General features: G+C 67.0%; 24 protein-coding genes. 7 read left to right on the plus strand and 17 right to left on the minus strand.

All coding sequences use genetic code 11. The features are described 5' to 3' along the window. Window positions 1-18 precede the first annotated feature (18 nt). Window positions 19-666 carry an outer membrane protein gene (locus ACRARE_RS04020; protein ID WP_432655119.1) on the plus strand — a complete coding sequence of 216 codons (648 nt, stop codon included), beginning with the start codon at window positions 19-21 and terminating at the stop codon, window positions 664-666. Between the two features lie 69 nt (window positions 667-735). Here the strand turns inward: ACRARE_RS04020 and mscL are convergent, their stop codons facing one another. Then, a complete protein-coding gene (gene mscL / locus ACRARE_RS04025; RefSeq protein WP_432655120.1) occupies window positions 736-1,176 on the minus strand; it encodes a large conductance mechanosensitive channel protein MscL in 441 nt (146 codons plus the stop codon). Window positions 1,177-1,318: 142 nt separating this feature from the next. Between mscL and ACRARE_RS04030 the strand changes: the two genes are divergently transcribed. Continuing rightward, window positions 1,319-2,017: a glutathione S-transferase N-terminal domain-containing protein gene (locus ACRARE_RS04030; RefSeq protein WP_432655121.1), complete on the plus strand. Its 699-nt coding sequence runs from the start codon at window positions 1,319-1,321 to the stop codon at window positions 2,015-2,017. A gap of 236 nt (window positions 2,018-2,253) precedes the next feature. Here ACRARE_RS04030 and ACRARE_RS04035 read toward each other — a convergent pair whose 3' ends face one another. From ACRARE_RS04035 to pyk, 13 genes are all read right to left on the minus strand, one after another. Further along, window positions 2,254-2,700 carry a YtoQ family protein gene (locus tag ACRARE_RS04035; RefSeq protein WP_432655122.1) on the minus strand — a complete coding sequence of 149 codons (447 nt, stop codon included), beginning with the start codon at window positions 2,698-2,700 and terminating at the stop codon, window positions 2,254-2,256. Window positions 2,701-2,703: 3 nt separating this feature from the next. Further along, the gene (locus ACRARE_RS04040) at window positions 2,704-2,997 is read right to left on the minus strand and encodes an alkylphosphonate utilization protein (protein ID WP_432655123.1); all 294 of its coding nucleotides are present in this window, start codon (window positions 2,995-2,997) and stop codon (window positions 2,704-2,706) included. Between the two features lie 168 nt (window positions 2,998-3,165). Next, window positions 3,166-5,565: a phenylalanine--tRNA ligase subunit beta gene (gene pheT / locus ACRARE_RS04045; RefSeq protein ID WP_432655124.1), complete on the minus strand. Its 2,400-nt coding sequence runs from the start codon at window positions 5,563-5,565 to the stop codon at window positions 3,166-3,168. 105 nt (window positions 5,566-5,670) lie between these two features. Further along, complete coding sequence (locus ACRARE_RS04050; RefSeq protein ID WP_432655125.1) at window positions 5,671-6,540, minus strand: hypothetical protein; 870 nt, start codon at window positions 6,538-6,540, stop codon at window positions 5,671-5,673. Window positions 6,541-6,783: 243 nt separating this feature from the next. Then, window positions 6,784-7,653, minus strand: coding sequence for an ATP-grasp domain-containing protein (locus tag ACRARE_RS04055; protein ID WP_432655126.1), 870 nt, complete (start codon window positions 7,651-7,653; stop codon window positions 6,784-6,786). Window positions 7,654-7,735: 82 nt separating this feature from the next. Further along, window positions 7,736-8,017, minus strand: coding sequence for a YrhK family protein (locus tag ACRARE_RS04060; protein ID WP_432655127.1), 282 nt, complete (start codon window positions 8,015-8,017; stop codon window positions 7,736-7,738). 66 nt (window positions 8,018-8,083) lie between these two features. After that, a complete protein-coding gene (locus tag ACRARE_RS04065; RefSeq protein WP_432655128.1) occupies window positions 8,084-8,482 on the minus strand; it encodes an ASCH domain-containing protein in 399 nt (132 codons plus the stop codon). Window positions 8,483-8,880: 398 nt separating this feature from the next. Next, window positions 8,881-9,447 (minus strand): hypothetical protein, encoded by a 567-nt coding sequence (locus ACRARE_RS04070; protein WP_432655129.1) that lies wholly within the window; start codon window positions 9,445-9,447, stop codon window positions 8,881-8,883. Window position 9,448: 1 nt separating this feature from the next. Then, window positions 9,449-10,513, minus strand: a complete 1,065-nt coding sequence (gene pheS, locus ACRARE_RS04075; RefSeq protein WP_432655130.1) for a phenylalanine--tRNA ligase subunit alpha — start codon at window positions 10,511-10,513, stop codon at window positions 9,449-9,451. A gap of 479 nt (window positions 10,514-10,992) precedes the next feature. Beyond that, window positions 10,993-11,358, minus strand: coding sequence for a 50S ribosomal protein L20 (gene rplT / locus ACRARE_RS04080; RefSeq protein ID WP_432655131.1), 366 nt, complete (start codon window positions 11,356-11,358; stop codon window positions 10,993-10,995). A 12-nt stretch (window positions 11,359-11,370) separates the two neighbouring features. After that, the gene (gene rpmI / locus ACRARE_RS04085; RefSeq protein ID WP_432655132.1) at window positions 11,371-11,577 is read right to left on the minus strand and encodes a 50S ribosomal protein L35; all 207 of its coding nucleotides are present in this window, start codon (window positions 11,575-11,577) and stop codon (window positions 11,371-11,373) included. Window positions 11,578-11,790: 213 nt separating this feature from the next. Then, window positions 11,791-12,021 (minus strand): hypothetical protein, encoded by a 231-nt coding sequence (locus ACRARE_RS04090; protein ID WP_432655133.1) that lies wholly within the window; start codon window positions 12,019-12,021, stop codon window positions 11,791-11,793. A gap of 85 nt (window positions 12,022-12,106) precedes the next feature. Then, window positions 12,107-13,561: a pyruvate kinase gene (gene pyk, locus ACRARE_RS04095; RefSeq protein WP_432655134.1), complete on the minus strand. Its 1,455-nt coding sequence runs from the start codon at window positions 13,559-13,561 to the stop codon at window positions 12,107-12,109. 120 nt (window positions 13,562-13,681) lie between these two features. Between pyk and ACRARE_RS04100 the strand changes: the two genes are divergently transcribed. From ACRARE_RS04100 to nhaA, 5 genes are all read left to right on the plus strand, one after another. Continuing rightward, window positions 13,682-14,422, plus strand: coding sequence for an N-formylglutamate amidohydrolase (locus ACRARE_RS04100; RefSeq protein WP_432655135.1), 741 nt, complete (start codon window positions 13,682-13,684; stop codon window positions 14,420-14,422). After that, entirely contained in the window at window positions 14,419-14,697 is a 279-nt protein-coding gene (locus tag ACRARE_RS04105) for a hypothetical protein (protein WP_432655136.1), read from the plus strand. The genes ACRARE_RS04100 and ACRARE_RS04105 overlap by 4 nt, the downstream gene beginning before the upstream one ends. A 36-nt stretch (window positions 14,698-14,733) precedes the next feature. Then, the gene (locus ACRARE_RS04110; protein WP_432655137.1) at window positions 14,734-15,075 is read left to right on the plus strand and encodes a 5-carboxymethyl-2-hydroxymuconate Delta-isomerase; all 342 of its coding nucleotides are present in this window, start codon (window positions 14,734-14,736) and stop codon (window positions 15,073-15,075) included. Window positions 15,076-15,091: 16 nt separating this feature from the next. Beyond that, entirely contained in the window at window positions 15,092-15,415 is a 324-nt protein-coding gene (locus tag ACRARE_RS04115; RefSeq protein ID WP_432655138.1) for a DUF1244 domain-containing protein, read from the plus strand. A 133-nt stretch (window positions 15,416-15,548) separates the two neighbouring features. Then, window positions 15,549-16,763, plus strand: coding sequence for a Na+/H+ antiporter NhaA (nhaA, locus tag ACRARE_RS04120; protein ID WP_432655139.1), 1,215 nt, complete (start codon window positions 15,549-15,551; stop codon window positions 16,761-16,763). A gap of 162 nt (window positions 16,764-16,925) precedes the next feature. Here nhaA and ACRARE_RS04125 read toward each other — a convergent pair whose 3' ends face one another. The 3 genes from ACRARE_RS04125 to dgcA form a co-directional block, all read right to left on the minus strand. Continuing rightward, a complete protein-coding gene (locus ACRARE_RS04125) occupies window positions 16,926-17,660 on the minus strand; it encodes a hypothetical protein (RefSeq protein WP_432655140.1) in 735 nt (244 codons plus the stop codon). 164 nt (window positions 17,661-17,824) lie between these two features. After that, window positions 17,825-18,688: a D-amino-acid transaminase gene (locus ACRARE_RS04130; RefSeq protein ID WP_432655141.1), complete on the minus strand. Its 864-nt coding sequence runs from the start codon at window positions 18,686-18,688 to the stop codon at window positions 17,825-17,827. Window positions 18,689-19,031: 343 nt separating this feature from the next. Next, window positions 19,032-19,997, minus strand: a complete 966-nt coding sequence (gene dgcA / locus ACRARE_RS04135; protein ID WP_432655142.1) for an N-acetyl-D-Glu racemase DgcA — start codon at window positions 19,995-19,997, stop codon at window positions 19,032-19,034. Window positions 19,998-20,027 lie beyond the last annotated feature (30 nt).

The raw sequence follows: 20,027 nt of genomic DNA on the forward strand, positions 1-20,027 counted from the left end.
GACCCCGGACCCTCTCCCATGACCCAGACGATCCTGCCCGCCCTCGCCCTGCTCCCGCTCGCCCTGGCGCCGCTGCCGGCGCTGGCCGACACAGCCTCCCCGGCCCCCAGCTTCTCCTCGACCCGGGCCACGGCCCCCACGGCGGCAGAGGCCTGGCGTGGGGTCTATGGCGGGGTCAAGGCCGAGGCCTTCACCGGCGACCGGATCGGCTATAACTACGTGGGCCAGGGTCAGACGATGACCATGCCCTATGACCTGGAAGAGACCACCGAATGGGGCGTCTTCCTGGGCTACAACTTCACCTATGGCAACGTCGTCTTCGGGCCGGAACTGGCCTATACCGACGCCGGTCCGGTCGAGGGGCTGACGCCCTACTACCAGATGACGGATGCCCTCGACCTGAAGCTGCGCGCGGGCTACGTGACCGGCCGCGCCCTGCTTTACGGCTTCCTGGGCTACAGCCGCTCGGGCTGGGATGACGGCTGGGAGGTCAGCGACATCGACGGCAAGATCTATGGCGTCGGCGTCGACTATCTGTTCGACAGCGGATTGTTCGCCGGTCTGGAGTATGCCCGCCGTGACCTGGACGGCCAGTACCTCTACGGCGAGGATTTCGTCACCGTCGACACCACCTCGCTGGCCCTGCGCGTCGGCTACAAGTTCTGATCGCTTCCAGGTCGCCCGGGGGCGGCCGGCCAGGGGCGCGCGCCGGTCGGGCGCGCCCCTGGCACAGGCTCAGCCCGCCTTCTTCAGCGCGTCGCGGATCTCCAGCAGGACATCCAGCTCGGTCGGCCCGGCGGGCTTTTCCTCGGCGGGGGTGCCCGGCTCTTCCTCGCGCATCATCGCCTCTTTCGCGCGGTTCACGTAGCGCACCAGCAGGAAGACCACGAAGGCGATGATCAGAAAGTTGATGACCGCCGACAGGAAGGCGCCATAGGCAAAGACCGTGGCGCCCGCCTCGCGCGCGGCAACCAGGCTGTCATAGGGGCCTTCGCCCGACAGCACGGCGAACTTGTCGGTGAAATCCAGCCCGCCGGTGATCAGCCCCAGAACCGGATTCAGCAGGTCCTTGACCACGGATTGCACGATCGCGGTAAAGGCCGCGCCGATGATGATCCCCACGGCCATGTCCATGACATTGCCCTTGGCGATGAAGGCCTGAAAGTCTTTCAGCATGGTGATATCCACCCCTTGATGTGTTTCCCTGCGCGTCCGCTCTGCGCCGATGCACCGACTTTGCCCCGAAACGCCCGCAGGCCCACGTTCTTTTTCGCCCGCGCCGGCCTATATTCGGGGAAATCCGACACAGGAGAGATCAATGTTCCCCGAAGGCTTCCCGATCAATAGCAAATGGCCCGCCACCGACCCGCAGGTGATCCAGCTCTATTCCTTCCCCACGCCCAACGGGGTGAAGATCTCGATCGCGCTGGAAGAGCTGGGCCTGCCCTATGAGGCGCATAAGGTCACCCTGGCCGATGCCGATGTCAAAAGCCCCGAGTTCCTGTCGCTGAGCCCCAACAACAAGATCCCCGCGCTGATCGACCCCAAGGGCCCCGAGGGCGCGCCGATCGGCCTGTTCGAAAGCGGCGCCATCCTGATCTACCTGGCCGAGAAGACCGGCCGCCTGATGCCCACCGAGGGCGCGGGCAAATACGAGGTGATCAAATGGCTGATGTGGCAGATGGGCGGCCTGGGGCCGATGTTGGGCCAGCTGGGCTTCTTCTACGCCTTCGCCGGCAAGGACATCGAGGATCCGCGCCCGCGCGAGCGCTACATCAACGAGGGCAAGCGCCTCTTGGGCGTGCTGGATCGCCAGCTCGAGGGCCGCGACTGGGTCGCCGGTGACTTCTCCATCGCCGATATCGCCATCGTGCCCTGGTTGGACGGCGCCCTGCGCTACTACGACGCCAACGAAGTGCTGGAATGGCAAAGCTACGCCAACCTCCAGGCTTATGTGGACCGCTTCATGGCGCGCCCGGCGGTGCAAAAGGGCATGACCATCCCCGCGCGGGACTAAGCGCGGCCCGGCAGACAGACAAAGGGCGGCCCCGGGGCCGCCCTTTTGCATTGCGGCCATGGAGGAAGGGGGCTCTGCCCCCGCCCGCCTGCGGCGGCCTCCCCCGGAGTATTTTCAGCCTTCAGGATGGGAAAAGGGGGGTCGCGCGGGTCGCGGGGCGCGGCGCCCCATGCTTCTCATTGCCAAAAATATCCCCGCCGGAGGCTTTGGCCCCGGCACGGGGCCAAAAGACCCGCTCAGCCCGGCAGGGCGCCGGTCAGCACGTAGCGCAGCACCTGCACCACCTGTTCGGGCGTCTCGGCCACGGCCAGGGCGGCGCCGTCGACCTCTTTCAGGGCGTGGCGATGTTCGGGGCCGTGCAGCACGATCAGCGACTTGCCCAGGGCGGCGGCATAGCCCGCGTCGAAGGCGGCGTTCCACTGCTTGTACTTCTCGCCGAAACGCACCACGACCACATCGGCCTGTTCGATCCCCATGCGGGTGCGGATCGCGTTGACCTTGGCGCCCTTGTGATCATGCCAGAAGGGGTTGTCCTCGGCGCCCAGGATCGCCACGCCGCAATCGTCCGAGGCGCCGTGATCGGTCACCGGGGCGGAAAAGCGGATGGCCAGGTCGGCGGCGCCTTCGGTGATCCGTTCGCGCCAGTCGGTGTGGATCTCGCCGGACAGGTAGACAGAGAGCATGGCTTACCTCTTCTTCACGAACTCGGTGCGCAGGACCAGGCCGCGGATCTCGGGGTGGCGGCAGTCGATCTCTTCGGGGTTGGCAGTCAGGCGGATGGTCTTGATCACCGTGCCTTGCTTCAGGGTCTGCCCCGCACCCTTCACCTTCAGGTCCTTCACAAGCACCACCGAATCGCCGTCTTCCAGCGGGGTGCCCTGGGCATCCACCACCTGAACCGCATTACGCGCTGCCAGTTCCGAGGCAGGCATCCATTCGCCCGACACCTCGTCATAGACATATTCGTCATCATCGCTCATCGGCGGGTCCCTCCGTTGCCTGGGCCACATGGCTTGCCCCGGCGATAGACCACCGCTTGCCGAAAGGCAAACGGCGCGCCCGGGATGGGGCGCGCCGTCTTGGTCTTCGGGACGATCCGCCGCGGGACGGCGGGCGGGGCGAGGCTCCGCGACGCGGAGCCAGCGCCGTCAGCCGCGCAGGGTGCCCCCCGTGGCCTTCTGCACCTTCTCGACGATCTTGGCAGAGATCGCCTCGATCTCCTTCTCCTTCAGCGTCGCCTCGGTGGGTTGCAGGCGCACGGTCACCGCCAGGCTCTTCTTGCCCTCGCCCAGCGACCCGCCGATGAACTCGTCGAAGACCCGCACATCGGCGATCAGCGCCTTGTCGGCGCCCGCAGCCGCGTTGACCAGGGTCAGCGCCTCGACCCCCTCATCCACCACGAAGGCGAAATCGCGGTCCACCGCTTGCAGGTCGTTCAGCACCAGCGCCCCGCGCGAGGCGTCGGTGTTGCGCGGCAGGGGCACCTCTTCGGGCCAGATGGTAAAGCCCACCACGGGGCCCTTCACATCCATCGCCGCCAGCACCTTGGGGTGGATCTCGCCAAAGACCGCCAGCATCTTTTTCGGACCCAGGCAGATGCGCCCGTGGCGGCCCGGGTGCCACCACTCCGCCGCCTCGCGCAGGATCTGCACCTTGGCAGGCGCGCCGATGGCGGCCAGGATCGCCTCGCAGTCGGCCTTGGCGTCAAAGACATCGACCGCGCGCGCCGCGCCATGCACGTCCTTGGGCCCGGTCTGGCCGACCAGGATCCCCGAGACCTGCAAATGCTGCTCGCCCGGCTCGCCACCGTGCCAGGCGGGACCGGCCTCGAAGAGCGCCATGTCGGTCATGCCGCGCGCCTGGTTGCGCGAGGCCGCCTGCAAGAGGCCCGGCAGCAGCCCGGGCCGCATATGCGACATCTCCGACGAGATCGGGTTGGCCAGCATCGTGGCATCGTCACCGCCGCGGAACAGCTCCGCGCTGGCCTTGTCGATGAAGCTGTAGGTGACGCATTCGTTGTAGCCAAGCGCGGCCGCCGTGCGCCGCGCCACCTGTTCACGTTTCTGCATCGGCGTCAGCACCGGGCGCGGCACGCCGGGCTGGGTCCGCGCCATGGGCTTGGGCTCGAGGTTGGTCAGCGAGGCGATCCGCGCCACCTCTTCCACCAGATCCGCCTCGCCCATCACATCGGGGCGCCAGCTGGGCACCTGGGCCATGTCACCGTCCATGACGAAGCCAAGCGCCTCCAGCGTGGCGCGCTGCGTCTCGGCGGGAATGTCCATGCCGACCAGCGAGGAACAGCGCGCGGTATCCAGCTTGTAGGCGCGGCTGACGTCCGGCACCTCGCCCGCGACGACCACGTCGGTCACCTCACCGCCGCACAGTTCCACGATCATGGCGCAGGCGCGATCCAGCGCCTCCATGTTGAAGCCCGGGTCGATGCCGCGTTCGTTGCGATAGCGCGCGTCCGAGTTGATCTTCAGCGCCCGCCCGCCATGGGCGATCGAGATGAAGTCCCAGAAGGCTGCCTCGACGAAGACATCGACGGTGTCGTCGGTACAGCCCGAGGCCTCGCCGCCCATGATGCCGCCGATGCTTTCGACGCCATTGTCGTCCGAGATCACCAGAACGCCCTCGGGGATCTGGTAGGTCTTTTCGTCCAGCGCCAGCAGTTCCTCACCGCCCTTGGCGCGGTGGATCACCAGATCACCCTTGATGCTGCCGGCATCGAAGACGTGCAGCGGGCGGTTCATGTCGTAGGTGAAATAGTTGGTCACATCGACCAGGGCCGAGATCGGACGCAGACCGATGGCGCGCAGCTTGTCCTGCATCCAGGCGGGCGAGGGGCCGTTCTTCACGCCCTTGATGATGCGACCGGCGAAGACGTGGCAGCCGTCCTTCGCACTCTCGTCGATGGTCACCTTCACCGGGCAGGGGCCTGCGGTGGCCTTCAGGGTGTAGTCGGGCAGCGGCTTCAGCGTACCGAGGCCACGGGCGGCCAGGTCGCGGGCCACGCCGTGCACGCCCAGGGCATCGGGGCGGTTTGGGGTGATGGCGATCTCGATGACCGGGTCGACCTTCACCGGATCGTTCTGCGCCAGCCAGTCGGCGAATTCCTGGCCCACTTCGCCGTTCTCCAGCTCGATGATGCCGTTATGTTCGTCGCTGAGTTCCAGCTCACGTTCCGAGGCCATCATGCCGTGGCTTTCCACGCCGCGGATCTTGCCCACGGAAATGGTGATGTCGAGGCCGGGGATATACATGCCGGGCTTGGCCAGAACGGCGGTGATCCCCGCCCGCGCATTCGGCGCGCCGCAGACGATCTGGGTCTCGCCCTCGTCGGTCTGCACCTTGCAGACCCGCAGCTTGTCGGCGTCGGGATGCTGCTCGGCCTCCAGCACCTTGACCAGCTTGAAGCCCTTCAGTTTCGCCGCCGGGTCCGTGACCTCTTCGACCTCGAGGCCGAGATCGGTCAGCGCCTCCAGGATCTCGTCCAGGGTCGCCTGGGTGTCGAGATGCTCCTTGAGCCAGGAGAGGGTGAATTTCATCGCGGATCCCCTTTGTTCCTTGCGCGGCCATGGGCCGGAAACCGTCGCATGGCTTGTTGCGCATCGGGGCGGATTTGTCGAGGGGGGCGGGGGCCGCCCCGGCGCTTAGGCGAAGCGCGGACGGCGCAGGCTGGGCAGACGCCCGGCCAGGCCGCGTTTGTGGCGCACCACCTGGGGCCAGACCGGCTCGGGCCAGTGGGCCGTCAGCTCGGGCGCCACAGCCCGGCAATAGGCGGGGCCCATCACCTCGGGCATCCGCACCATGGATCCGCCGACCCGGCCGTTGATCTCCAGCACCTGCACCCCGTCTTCGGGGGTGACGAAATAATCGAAACAGCAGAAACCGCGCAGCCCGATTTCCGCCAGCATGGCGGCGAAAAGCGCGCGATGATCCGGGGGAATGTCGACCAGCGCCCCCGCCCCGTCGCGCAGGTCGTGACGCATCTGGTTCTCGTGGCGCGTATAGCGGCAGGCCCGGGCCAGCACCATGCGCCCTGCCCCGTCGATCAGGAAGTGCCCCGCATATTCATGGGCATCACTCAAGCGGCGTTGCCAGACCCAGGCGGGGCTGTCGCTCATCGTTTCGTATGGCAGGACCGAGGCGGCCACCCCGGCGGTGCCGATGCGCGGCTTGCGCACCACCGCCTGCCCGGGCACCGGCGCCGCCAGATGGGCGCCGAACCCGGCCCGCGCCAGCCGCGCGTAAAGCGCGCCCTTGTCCTCGCACAGGGCGAAGGCGGCAAGGTCCGGCAGCAGGTATTTCACCCCCGCATACTCGGGGTAGATCGTGTTCAGATAGCAGGTTTCCTCGCCCGAGAAGGGCAGGACCACATCGGCCTCCAGCATGGTATGCGACCGGAAGCCGTCAATCCGCACCTCCGCCCCCAGGGGGGTCAAGACCCGGCGCAGCGCCCGCGCGCGCGACCGGCGCGCACCAGAGATCAGCACCTTCAGCGGCGCCCCCCGTTGCAGCATGGGCGCAGGCGCAACCGCCTGGCCTGCCGCTGCATTGCCCGAATTCGTCCTGTCGCCGGTCCCCGCCTGCCCTGTTCGCACCCTCTGCGTCCCCTCTTCTTCGCCCGTTCCCCCCGGGCGCCTTACCCTTAGCCCTGCCATGAGACGCCAGACCGCGCCACACAGACCCCTGCGTATTCGTATGTTTTAACTAAGGTGTGACACACCGGCCATAAGGCGGCGCGGGCGATCCGCCCCGGGCGCCTAGCCCGGGCGCAGGGCGCGGCGCAGCCCGCGTTCGACACCGCGCAACGCCTCCTTCGTCCGGCTGCGCTCGGGGATCTGCGCGGGCCAGCGCGGCTGGCCGCGCCCGCCGCAGCAGCCGGGATAAAGCGCCTCGCAATAGGCATAGGCGATCCATTCGGGCACTTGCAGCAGCGAGGCCCCCAGGCGGCCGTTGATCTCGATCACCAGCGGGCAGCCGTCTTCGACAAAATAATTCACGCAGGCGAAGCCCTCGAAGCCGATCGCGTTCAGCATGTCGCGGAACAGCGCCAGATGGGCCTCGGGCAGGTCGAAGACCCGGCCCACCATATTGGCGATGCCGCTGCGCACCGCGCCCGTGCCGCGATCATAGGCCAGGCCCTTGCTCATCAGGATCCGGTCGCGGATCAGCAGATGGGCGGTGTATTCCACCGGCGCCTCGAGCGCGCGTTGCCAGGTCCAGACCGGATCCTCTTCCGGCACCGGTGCCCAGGGCCGGATCGACACATCCGCCCCGCTGTCGCCGACCCGCGGCTTGCGCACCAGCCGCTCGCCCGGCACCGGCAGGGGCAGGTTGCGGGCGAACCCCTCGGCGGCCAGGCGGCGGGTCAGCACCTCCTTGTCCTCGCAGGTGCGGAAGGCCTCCAGCGTCGGCGCCAGATACCTGCGCCCGCGTTCGTGCGGGAGATGCAGGCCCAGGGTCACCACGTCGGCATTGGCCAGCGGCAGCACCACGTCATGCCCGGCCACCTGCGAGGAACTGAGCCGCCCGCGCACCGGCCGCAGCCCCATGGCACGCAGGCCCTCGGGCACCCGCCGGGTGCGCCCGCGCGCGGGCTGTGTCAGCAAAACCGTCAGACCTTCACCCATGACGCCCCCCATCGTCCGCTTGTCCCGTTTGCGCTACCGGATGCCTCTGAGTCTCGCAATTAGGTGCGATTACCGATGCGCCTCAGCCCTTCAGCCGCGCCTTCAGGTCTTCCTGCCGCCCCATGGCGTAGAGTTTCAACTCGCGCGCCAGCCGCAGGGTGGGTTTCACCGCAAAGAGGATCGAGCCCAGCAGGAACAGCCAGGTGCCCGCCTCTTGCAGGGATTTGTAGAAGAACAGCACCGAGCCCGCGATGAAGGCCAGCGCGGCCAGGAAATCGACCGCGGTATGGGCGATCTCGAACAGCGCATAGACCCGGCGCGTGTCCTCGTTGCGTTCGCGGTTCTGGTGCAGGAATAGCGACATGCCCTCTCTCCGGTTGCCTTGCAAAGGCAACGCAGCAAGGGCGCCCCGGGATCCCTCCGGCGGCGGTCAGCCCCCGGGGGACAGGTCGCGCACCAGGCGGAAGCGTTCGCAAAGCAGCAGCATGTCGGGGGCAAAGCCGCCGTTGCGGGCGAAATAGGCCTGATGCCCGGCGCGCCATTCGGCCAGCGTCTCGGTCTCGCCCTCGGCCAGGGCGAACTCCTCGGTCACCTCGTCGAAGCGGCAGCGGGTCAGCGACAGCGTCTCGATCTCCAGCGCCGGGCTGCCATCCCAGTTCAGCGCGATATCCCGCCGCCCGACCACCGGCAGGGTCTCGGGCGCGGCCTCATAGACCCGCCAGGCCTCGCAGGTGGCGGTCTTGCGGCCCGCGCGGACCAGGGCCAGCAGTTCGGCACAAAGCGCCGGGCTGTCGCCAAAGGTGAAGGTCTGGGGGCTGTGCTGGGGCATGGGGGAACCTCCGGGCGGGATGCCGGTCAGCTTGGCGGATCCTGGGCAGGGGTCAAGGGGTGGGGGCGCCCCTTGGGCCTGCCGGATTGCGAGGGGGGGGGGAGCCTGCCCCAGCCGGGAGGCTGAGGGCCGGGACGAGCTTCCCGGGGCTCCGCCCGTTCGGCCCTGAAACCGTCCCCCGGACGGTTTCCGAAACGGGCCTCACCCCATGGCGGACAGAGGCAAGGCAGCGGGGCCTAGGACAAAGAAAGAGCGGAACGTCGGGCTTACGCCCCAGCCGGGGCGCGTAGCGGCCCGGCCAGCCCCCGACCGCCCCCATGGGCGGGGGCTACGCCCCCACCCGCGGTAGGGGTCTGGCCTTGGGGGAGCCTAAAAGCGACAAGAGTTCCTACGAACACTCATCCAAAGAGGATGCCAAGCGCTAAATAGATTGTGCCCACAAGCCCGGCGAACATAAGGTATCCGATAAGTCCGTTCACGACCTTGCCAAATTGCCTTACTGGCGCGAATCTAACTTCAGTAGCCAGCACGTCAGGGCAATTTACAGAAAGAACGTCTACACGCTTTCGTTCTATCTCGATTACATCAACAATCACCAGTTCACGCGGAGCGACAGAAGGCACCTTCAGAACGAAAGTTCCGTTTTCAAGAGCGCGAGGCTCGTGATCTCTGGGCGGCCAGAGATTGTAACTCGTTGGTGTGGTGCTGAAGACTACCTCGAGTTCCCTCGCTGGCCGTCGGCCAACATTCTGGAAAAAGAATTTCTCGGTCGCAATGTTCGCAATTCCGCCATCTGCGCCAAGGCGAAAACTGTGGAGATTCAGACTTGTAGAACCCCAGATTATTTTAACTCGAGCACGTAGCGCGCCAACAGCAAGGGCGGCAATGACCGAAATTAAGACTGCCTTTACGAGTTCTTGAAAGGCCCCTAGGGAGTCCCAAGCACTCGCAAGCAATTCCTGCATTTCACACCCCACCCCGGATCGTCGGCACCTGCAACGCGCTGAACCCATAATGCCGCAGCCAGCGCAAATCGCTGTCGAAGAAGGCCCGCAAATCCGGGATGCCGTATTTCAGCATGGCAATCCGGTCGATCCCCATCCCGAAGGCAAAGCCCTGCCACTCGTTCGGGTCGATGCCACCGGCCTGCAACACCTTCGGGTGCACCATGCCCGATCCCAGCACCTCGAGCCAGCCGTCGCCCTCGCCCACCTTCACGGTGCCGTTTTCCCAGGAACACTGGATATCGACCTCGGCCGAGGGCTCGGTGAAGGGGAAGTGCGAGGCGCGGAAGCGGGTTTTGACCTTGGTGCCGAAATAGGCCGAGAAGAACTCTTCCAGCACCCATTTCAGGTTCGCCATCGAGATGTCGCGGTCAATCGCCAGGCCCTCGACCTGATGGAACATCGGCGTATGGGTCTGGTCGTAATCGGCGCGATAGACGCGGCCCGGGCAAATGATCCGGGTGGGCGCGCCGCCCAGCTCCATGGAGCGGATCTGCACCGGCGAGGTATGGGTGCGCAGCACATGGGGCGGGCGCTCGTCGCCCTCGGCGCGGTGCATGTAGAAGGTGTCCATCTCGGCCCGTGCGGGGTGGTGGCCGGGGATGTTCAGCGCGTCGAAGTTGTACCAGTCGGTTTCCACCTGCGGGCCTTCGGCGACGGAAAAGCCCATGTCGGCGAAGATGGCGGTGCATTCTTCCCAGACCTGGCTGACCGGGTGGATGGTGCCCTGGCGCTGCGGCCGCACCGGCAGGGTCACGTCCAGCCATTCGGCCTTCAGGCGTTCATCCAGCGCGGCATCGGCCAGGGCGGCCTTCTTGGCGGCCAGGGCCGAGTTGATCTCGTCCTTCAGGGCGTTCAGTTTCGGGCCCATCACCTGGCGCTCTTCCGGGCTCATCTTGCCCAGCTCGCGCATCTTCAGGCTGATCTCGCCCTTCTTGCCCACGGCCTGCACACGGAGCTCTTCCAGCGCGGCCTCACTGCCCGCCCCGGAAATCAGGTCCAGATATTTCGCCTTCAGATCGTCCATCGCCGCCTCCGTTCGCAGACGGCGACGGGGTTACCACAGGTGGGCGGGATTGCAAGCTATAGCGGGTCCGCGCCCCCGCCCGCCCCCTCTCCAGCGCCCCACCCTAGCGGCCCCGGCGCCCCCTCTCACACGACGCCCGACAAAGGCGCCAGCCCCTCACCCCATCCGGCAGCCGAAAATACTCCGGGGGGCGTCTCGGCCACCGAGACGGGGGGCAAGCCCCCCCTGCCCGCCCCCCCTCCAACGCCCCCCCATGGCCCCCAGGCGCCCCGCCCCTCTCTTCTCATTGCCAAAAATATCCCGGGGGGAATTGCGCCGCAGGCGCAAGGGGGGCAGAGCCCCCCTTGTCCCTTCCATTTGTCGCCCTCCGGCGACGGGGGGGGCAGAGCCCCCGCCCCCATCCACCTATCGCTCCCAGACAGCAAAAACCCCGCTCCGGGCGGAGCGGGGTTTCGCTAGTCTCGCAAAGGCGCGGTCGCTCAGGCGGCCAGGGCGCCCTTGGCTTGCTCGACGATGGCAGCAAAGGCTTCCGGTTCGTTGACGGCCAGGTCGGCCAGAACTTTCCGGTCCACTTCGATCCCGGCCAGGGTCAGGCCGTTGATGAAGCGGGAATAGGTCATGGCCTCGTCATGGGCACGCACACCGGCGTTGATCCGCTGGATCCACAGGGCGCGGAAATTGCGCTTGCGGTTCTTGCGGTCGCGGGTTGCGTATTGGTTGGCCTTGTCGACGGCCTGACGGGCAACCTTGAAGGTGCTCTTGCGGCGGCCGTAGTAACCTTTGGCTGCCTTGATGACCTTCTTGTGACGGGCGTGGGTCGTGGTACCACCTTTAACACGGGACATATCGCGACCTCCTTATTTCTTCTTGGCGTAGGGCATCATCGGGCGGATGATTTGCTCATCGGCCTTCGACAGGGTGGTCGTGCCGCGTGCGGTACGGATGAACTTGGTGGTGCGTTTGATCATGCCGTGGCGCTTGCCGGCCTGACCTGCCAGGATCTTGCCGGTCCCGGTCACCTTGAAGCGCTTCTTGGCGCTCGACTTCGTCTTCATCTTGGGCATTTTCGTCTCCTCTTTGAGAGTTACACGCGACTCGGCATGCCTCATCGGCCGGCCGCGCAGGTCGAGATCGGGCGTATAGGAGGGGAATCACCGTTTGACAAGGGCGAAGTGGCCCGGGGCCAGGCGGGCGGGCCATCAGACAGGCCACGGGGCCCTCGTCCGGCCCCTTCGGCCCCTGCTCGGGCTCGCGTCTCTGGACCGACCCTGCGCGGATCAGATCGCCCGCAGCACCTCGGCAAAGACCCGGATGAAGGCATCGGGCATCTTCGTCGGCGCCAGGCGCACCGGGTCCGAATACCAGGCATAGACCGCCAGCCCGACCCCCGAGACCAGGGCGAAGACCGAGACCGAGGGGATGCGGTTGTCGGCCCAGGCCGAGACCAGGGCGGGAATGGACAGCAGGCACAGCAGGGCGCCGCAGACAAAGATCACATCAAGGCTCATGCCCGATGCCTCTATCCGACTTTGCCGCCCCCGCCAAAGGCTAATGTGGCGCCCCCGCCCCGGGGCGCCGCGCCGCCGCTGCCCCTTACTCGGGGTCGGCGGCGAAGATCAGGCGTTCCTCGCAGGGGGCGACGCGCAGGATGTTGGTGGTGCCCGAGGTGTTGAAGGGCACGCCGGCGATGACGACGATACTGTCTTCCTCGGTCGCCAGCCCGGTCACCCGCGCCCCGCGCGCGGCATTGACCACCGCCTGCTTGAACCGCGACAGCTCGCCCGTAACCAGGCACATGACCCCCCAGGACAGGGTCAGCCGCCGCGCCGTGCCGCGCAGCGAGGACATGGCCAGGATCGGCACCCGGGGCTTTTCACGGCTGACCAGCAGCGCGGTGTTGCCGGTCTGGGTAAAGCAGCAGACGGCGCAGATATCGGTGGTCTCGGCGATCTCGCGGGCGGCGGCCACGATGCCCTCGGCCACGGACCCGATGCCGATGACCGAGCGGCGCTGCTGCTCCAGGATCTCGCGATAGAGGGTGTCGCCCTCGACCTCTTTGGCCACGTTGTCCATCGTCTTGACCGCCTCGACCGGATACTGCCCGGCCGCCGATTCCGCCGAGAGCATCACCGCATCGGTGCCCTCGTAGATGGCGGCGGCCACGTCCGAGACCTCGGCCCGGGTGGGCATCGGGCTTTCGATCATCGATTCCAGCATCTGGGTGGCGACGATCACCGGCTTGGCGGCGGACCGGCAGCGGCGGATCAGGCGCTTCTGGATCGGCGGCACCGCGTGTACGGGCAGTTCCACCCCCAGATCGCCGCGCGCCACCATGATCCCGTCCGACACCGCCAGAATATCGTCGAAACACTGCACCGCGGCGGGTTTCTCGATCTTGGCCAGAACGGCGGCGCGGCCATCGACCAGGGCGCGGGCCTCGTGCATGTCCTCGGGGCGCTGCACGAAGCTGAGCGCGATCCAGTCGACGCCCAGTTGGCAGACAAACTCCAGATCCTTGCGGTCCTTTTCCGACAGGGCCGCCAGCGGCAGCACCACGTCGGGCACGTTCACCCCCTTGCGGTTCGAGATGGTGCCACCCACGGTCACTTCGCAATCGGCGAAATCGGGGCCGCAGTCCTTCACCTTCAGGCGGATCTTGCCGTCATTGACCAGCAGCGAGGCGCCGGGTTCCAGCGCCGCGAAGATCTCGGGGTGGGGCAGGTTCACCCGGGTCGCGTCGCCCGGCGCCTGATCCAGATCCAGGCGGAAGGCCTGCCCCTCGCTCAACTCTTCCCCGCTCTCGGCGGCAAAGGTGCCGACGCGCAGTTTCGGCCCCTGAAGGTCGGCCAGGATGCCGATCACGCTGTCCATGTCCCGTTCGATCCGGCGGATGATGCGGTGCCGCTCGCGGATCTCGTCGTGACTGCCGTGCGACATGTTCAGGCGGAAGACATCCGCCCCGGCTTCGTGAAGCGCGCGGATCGTCTCGTAGTCGGAGGAGCTGGGCCCCAGCGTGGCGACGATTTTCGTATTGCGCTGACGTTTCATAAAGGTCATCCCCGTTGTCGCAGCCCGGCCCTGGCCGGATTGTTAGCGTTCACATTTACCCTAAGGCGCCCGGCTGCGAATGCCAATGGCGCCTGAATGTCGAAGTGAGGTGACAGCGGGATGACATATGCGCCTTACCAGATCCTTGGTGCAGACCGCCCCTCCCGCTGGCTTGTCACCTGCGACCATGCTGCAAACACCGTACCGGATTTCGTCGGCGGCGGTAGCCTGGGCCTGCCGGAAAGCGAAATGGCCCGGCACATTGCCTATGATCCGGGCGCGGCGGGGGTGACCCGTTTCCTGGCCGAGGCGTTGGACGGGCCCGCCGTGCTGTCGAATTTCTCGCGCCTGGTGATCGACCCCAACCGGGGCGAGGATGACCCGACCCTGCTGATGAAGCTGTATGACGGCACCATCATTCCCGGCAACCGCCATGCGGGCGCGGCCGAGCGGACCGCCCGGCTGGACCGCTGCTATCGCCCCTATCACGGCGCGGTGGCGGGGCTGGTGGCCGCGCGCGCCGACCGGGTCTATCTGTCGATCCATTCCTTCACCCCACAACTGAAGGGCCGCCCGCCCCGGCCCTGGCAGATCGGGGTGCTTTATGCGGCAGATGAGCGTCTGTCGGCGGCCCTGCTGGCGCGTCTGCGGGCCGAGCCGGATCTCTGCGTCGGCGCCAACGAACCCTACGGCGGGCACCTGCCCGGCGATGCGGTGGACCGCCACGCCATTGCCCAGGGTCTGCCCAATGTGCTGATCGAATTGCGCAACGACCTGATCGCCACCGAAGACCAGCAACGCGCCTGGGCCAGCCGCCTGGCGCCGATCCTGACCCAGGCGCTGGCGGAGACGGGGCTGTGAGCGGCGCGCGGCTGATCCTTGACTTCCACGGGCTGGAGGTGCCGAAACGCGCCCTTTTCCAGGCGCTGACCACCCTGGCCCCCTATCTGGAAGACGCCGACGACTTCGCCTTTCTGCCCGAGGCCCACCCGATGCCCGCCGATGGCCAACCCTGGCTGGATATCCGGTTGGAGGGCGCCCCCGGCCCGGAAGAGATCGCCGTGGCCCAGGTGATGTGCACCCTAATGGCCCAGGCCCTGCCCGCCGGAACCCGCATCGCAATTCCCGATTTCTAGGCCGCGCCCGATTTCAAAGCCCGAGAAGGACCGCCCATGCCCCATATCGTCGTCGAATACGCTGGCCTGACCCTGCCCGAGGGGCTGATCCCGGCCCTGACCGCCGCCATGGCCGCCCACCCCGAGGTGCCCGAAACGGCGATCAAGCTGCGCGCCTACGAGGCCACGGCCTTTCACCTGCTGTCGGGCGAGACGGCCTTCGTCAACGTCACCCTGCGCCTGATGGACAGCCGCCCCGAGATCCAGCATGTCGAGCTGGCCGATGCCGCCCTGGCCGTGCTGGAGGCCCATCTGCCCGCCAGCTGCGCCCTGGGCGTGGAAACCGCGCGCATCCCCCGCTCTTCCTTCCGCAAGCGGAGCGGCCTATCTGACACCTGACACAGGAGGATCAGCCATGAGCACCAAGATCGACGACCAGACCCGGATCGAGCTGGAGGCTGCGGCCTTCCGCACCCTGCGCGATCACCTGATGACCAAGCGGACCGATGTGCAGAACATCGACATGATGAACCTGGCCGGGTTCTGCCGCAACTGCCTCAGCCGCTGGTATCAGGAAGCCGCCGCCGAACGCGGCATCGAGATGTCGAAGGACGAGGCCCGCGAAACCTTCTACGGGATGCCCTACGACAGCTGGCGCGCCGAGTACCAGACCGAGGCCACGGGCGAGCAGAAAGCGGCCTTCGACACCGCCTTCCGCGAAAATGTGACCGAAAAGTAAATCTGACGCCGATATTTTGCCGCCCCGCCTCTTGAGCCGGGGCGGCAAGGCCCCATCTGGAACATCAATGCCTTGAGGTCCGCCCCCGAGGCCAAAAGCATGTTTGCAACCCGGATTGACAGAGGAGACAGGGATGGGGCTACGGCGTGAATTGGACAGGTTCTTTTCGAGCGATGCATCGGGGGGAATCTTCCTGATCCTGGCAACAGTGCTGGCGCTGATCGTCGCCAACTCCAGCCTGGGCCCGGCCTATGACGACTGGCTGCATACCTATCTGAAAATTTCGTTCGGCGAGGCCGAGCTGAAGAACTCGCTGCTGCACTGGATCAACGACGGTCTGATGGCGATCTTCTTCTTCCTGGTCGGTCTGGAACTGAAATACGAGCTGCTAGAAGGCAAGCTGAAGAACCCCAGCGACGTGTTGATGCCGGGCGTGGCGGCCATCGCGGGCATGGCCTGCCCGGCGATCGTCTATGTCTCGCTGAACATGGGCAACCCGGACACCCTGGGGGGCTGGGCCATCCCGGCAGCGACCGATATTGCCTTTGCCCTGGGCGTTCTGGCCCTGGCCGGCCCCAAGGTGCCGACCTCGCTGAAGATCTTCCTGCTGACCCTGGCGATCCTGGATGACATGGGCGCCATCGTGGTCATCGCGCTGTTCTACACCGCCGATCTGCAAATCGACTATCTGTTCCTGGCGCTGATCCCGCTGGCCGCCATGTTCGTCCTGCTGAAGCGCAAGACCCACCGGGTCGCGCCGATCCTGCTTCTGGGCGTGCTGCTGTGGTACTTCGTGCTGATGTCGGGTGTCCATGCGACCCTGGCGGGGGTGCTGACCGCCTTCTTCATCCCGATCAAGGACCGCTACGGCAAGTCGCCGCTGCATTCGATCGAACACGGGTTGTCGCCCTATGTGCTGTTCTTCATCGTGCCGCTCTTTGCCTTCGGCAACGCGGGCGTGAACCTGACCGGGCTGACCTTCGCGGACCTGCTGGATCCGCTGGCCCTGGGCATCGCGGGCGGTCTGGTGATCGGCAAGCAGGTTGGCGTCTTCGGCGTCGTCTGGCTGATGGTCAAATCGGGCCTCGCGCGGATGCCCACGGGCGCCAACTGGGCGCATATCTACGGCATCGCCTGCCTGGCGGGCATCGGTTTCACCATGTCGCTGTTCATCGGCACGCTGAGCTTTGCCGACCCGGCGCTGATGAACTCGGTGCGCCTGGGTGTGCTGACGGGCTCTGCCATCTCGGCGGTGCTGGGCTTCGCGGTGCTGAAGATGGCCTCGCGCGACCCCGCCCCCGAGGCGGAAGAGGACGAGGAAGAGCTGGCGGCCCCCGCCGTGCACTGACCCCGGCCCGCGCCGCAGCAGCGGCGCACCTACCGGAAAGACCCGCGCCGCGGCAGCGGCGCACCCCGAAAAGATCATAGAAAAGGCCCGAAGCGCGCGCTTCGGGCCTTTTTTCTGTCCGGTCGTGCTGTCGGAAACAGGCGCGGCGAGATCAGGCGGGCGTCACTTGCCCTGCATCGCCTCGGCGCCCTCGCCAGTTTTCGGCGCGCCGCGCGCCTTGCTGGGCTTCACCGGCAGGTCCGACACCGAAACCTCGGGCAGGGGCGCGGGGCCCGCGGGGCGTTCCAGCACGTGATCCTCGTCCGGGCGCAGCAGGGTTTCGGCAGGGATGCGATAGGTCACCCGGCCCAGCACCGTATTGGCGCCGAAAGAGATATGGCGCAGCTCGCCGTCGACGATCTCAAGCCGCCGCACGGGGTAGTCCGCGCTGCCCCCCTGGCCGTCGCCCAGGCGCAGCACCGCCTTGTCGGGGCCCTGGTCCGCGTCGATCAGGGCGAAATAGACGGGGTCGGCCTCGGCCGCCATGTCCGTCAGCACGGCCAGGACCGCGTCGCTGTCGGTGCGGCGGCGTTCATGCAGGGTGCAGACCCCTTCGAAGGCGGTGATGCCGATCACCCCGGCGGCCACCGAGACCGGCGCCGAGAAGGCCGCGGCCACCACGCCGGTCACCCCCTTCAGCCGGTCGCGGTCGCGTTCCGGGTTCAGAAGGTTGGCGCCCGAGACCACGTCGGACAGGTCGAACCCCACGCCGCCCTTGATCGCGTCGCCCAGGGCGCTGTCGGCCACATCGCCCACCACCCTCTCGGGGCGGAAGTTGCACAAATCCGCCCGCGCAGGCAGGGCGGCCCCCAGCAGGGCCAGGGCGGTGCAGGCAGTCAGGGGAAGGGACAGGCGCATGGGCGGGACTCGTCGCATCGGATCAGCCCCTCATATGGCGCGGACCGCCCCCGTTTCAAAGCCCCGCGCGGGGCAGCGCCTAGGCGGATGGCAAAAAGGCGCGGATCGCCGGGATCCGCGCCTTTGAGTCTTGTGGGGCGGGGCTCACCCCGCCGCGCGCCAGGTCAGACGGCGGCCTTGCGCATCTCGTCCAGGTAGATCTCGCGCAGGCGCAGGGCCACGGTGCCGGGCGTGCCGTCGCCCAGGGCCACGCCGTCGATCTCGACCACGGGCATGACGAAGGCCGAGGCGGAGGTGGTGAAGGCCTCATCGGCGGCCTGTGCCTCTTCGATGGTGAAGTTGCGCTCTTCGACCTCGTATTGCGCCTCGGCGGCGAAGCGCAGCACGGCGGCACGGGTGATGCCGTGCAGGATGTCGTTGGACAGTTCGCGGGTGATGATCTTGTTGCCCTTGACGATATAGGCGTTGTTCGAGCTGCCCTCGGTGACGAAGCCGTCCTCGACCAGCCAGGCGTCATCGCAACCGGCCTTCTTGGCCATCATCTTGGCCATGGAGGGGTAGAGCAGCTGCACCGTCTTGATGTCGCGGCGGTGCCAGCGGATATCGGGCACCGAGATGACCTTGGAGCCCTTCTTGGCCTTGGGATCGTCAGCCAGGCCGGGTTTGTTCTGGGTGAACAGAACCAGGGTCGGTTTCACCGTCTCGGGATCGGGGAAGACGAAATCGCGATCCCCGGCAGAGCCGCGGGTGACCTGAAGATAGACCAGACCGTCGGTGATCTCGTTCTTGGCCACCAGTTCGCGGTGGATCTCCAGCAGCTCTTCCATGGTGCAGGGCTCGGCCATGTCCAGTTCGGACAGCGAGCGCGACAGGCGCTTGGCGTGGCCGTCGAAGTCGATCAGCTTGCCATCCAGCACGCTGGTCACCTCATAGACACCGTCGCCCATCAGGAAGGCGCGGTCGAAGATCGACACGGTCGCCTCTTCCTCGGGCAGATAGTCACCATTCACATAGACGATGCGGCTCATGGGCCATTCTCCTGTCTGTCGCGGGCGCTGCCCGCTTCCTGTCAGGCGCTTCCTAGACCCCGTCGGGGGCGGAAGGCCAGAGATTTGACAGGCAGGCCGCCGGAAGGGAATTCAGCGACCTGCCAGGGATGCCGGGCAAATTGGCGGAATGCGCCCGGCATGTCTCGTTCGTCGGTCCGCGCAACGCGGCGGCCGGGGACGGTGGATTTCATCCACCCTACGGCGGGTGCGGAGGGTGGATGGCTAATCCACCGTTCCGCGAGGTCTGGCCCGGGGCTCCGCCCGTGACCTCCTCAAACCCTCCCCCGGAGCCTTTGCCACGCCTTGCCGCGCGGACCGGGCGTCACCCCCAAAGCGCGGGCGTCGACGGGTGCACCCCGACCTCGTCGTAGTGCAGCGCCGCCGCGCGGTCGCTTGCCAGCAGCAGCGGGCCGTCCAGGTCGGTGACCATCGCGCCCTGGGCCACCAGAACCGCGGGCGCCATAGCCAGGGATGAGCCCACCATGCAACCCACCATCACCTTGTACCCCTCGGCCAGCGCGGCCTCGCGCAAGAGCAGGGCCTCGGTCAGGCCGCCGGTCTTGTCCAGCTTGATGTTCACCACGTCATATTTGCCCTTCAGCTTGGGCAGCGAGGCGCGGTCGTGGCAGCTCTCATCGGCGCAGACGGGCACCGGGCGCTCCATGCCGATCAGCGCATCATCCAGACCGGCGGGCAGCGGCTGTTCCACCAGCGCCACGCCCAGGCGCACCAGATGCGGCGCCAGATCGGCGTAGACCTCGGCCGACCAGCCCTCGTTGGCATCGACGATGATCCGGGCCTCGGGGGCGCCCCGGCGCACGGCCTCCAGCCGGGGCATGTCGTCGGGGGTGCCCAGCTTGATCTTCAGCAGCGGGCGATAGGCGTTCTTGGCCGCCTGGGCCTCCATCGCCGCCGGTTCGTCCAGCGACAGGGTATAGGCGGTGATCTCGGGGCCGGGCGCGGGCAGGCCCGCCAGGTCCCAGACGCGTTTGCCGGCCTTCTTGGCCTCGAGGTCCCACAGGGCGCAGTCCACGGCATTGCGCGCGGCACCGGCGGGCAGGATCTCTTGCAGGCCCTTGCGGGTGATGTCGCGCGGCAGGGCCAGGATCTCGGCCTCGACCGAGGCCAGGGTCTCGTTGTAGCGGGCATAGGGCACGCATTCGCCCACCCCCACGTGGTCGCCGTCGGTCAGGGTGACGGTCAGCACCTCGGCCTCGGTCCGCGCGCCGCGGCTGATGCGGAACACCTGGGCCAGGGGGAAGATGTCTCGGGTCACGTCGATCTGCACGTCGGTCCCTTTCTGCAATGTCTGCGATCG

It is taken from the genome of Pseudooceanicola aquaeponti, from assembly GCF_050897975.1.
Taxonomy (GTDB): domain Bacteria; phylum Pseudomonadota; class Alphaproteobacteria; order Rhodobacterales; family Rhodobacteraceae; genus Pseudooceanicola.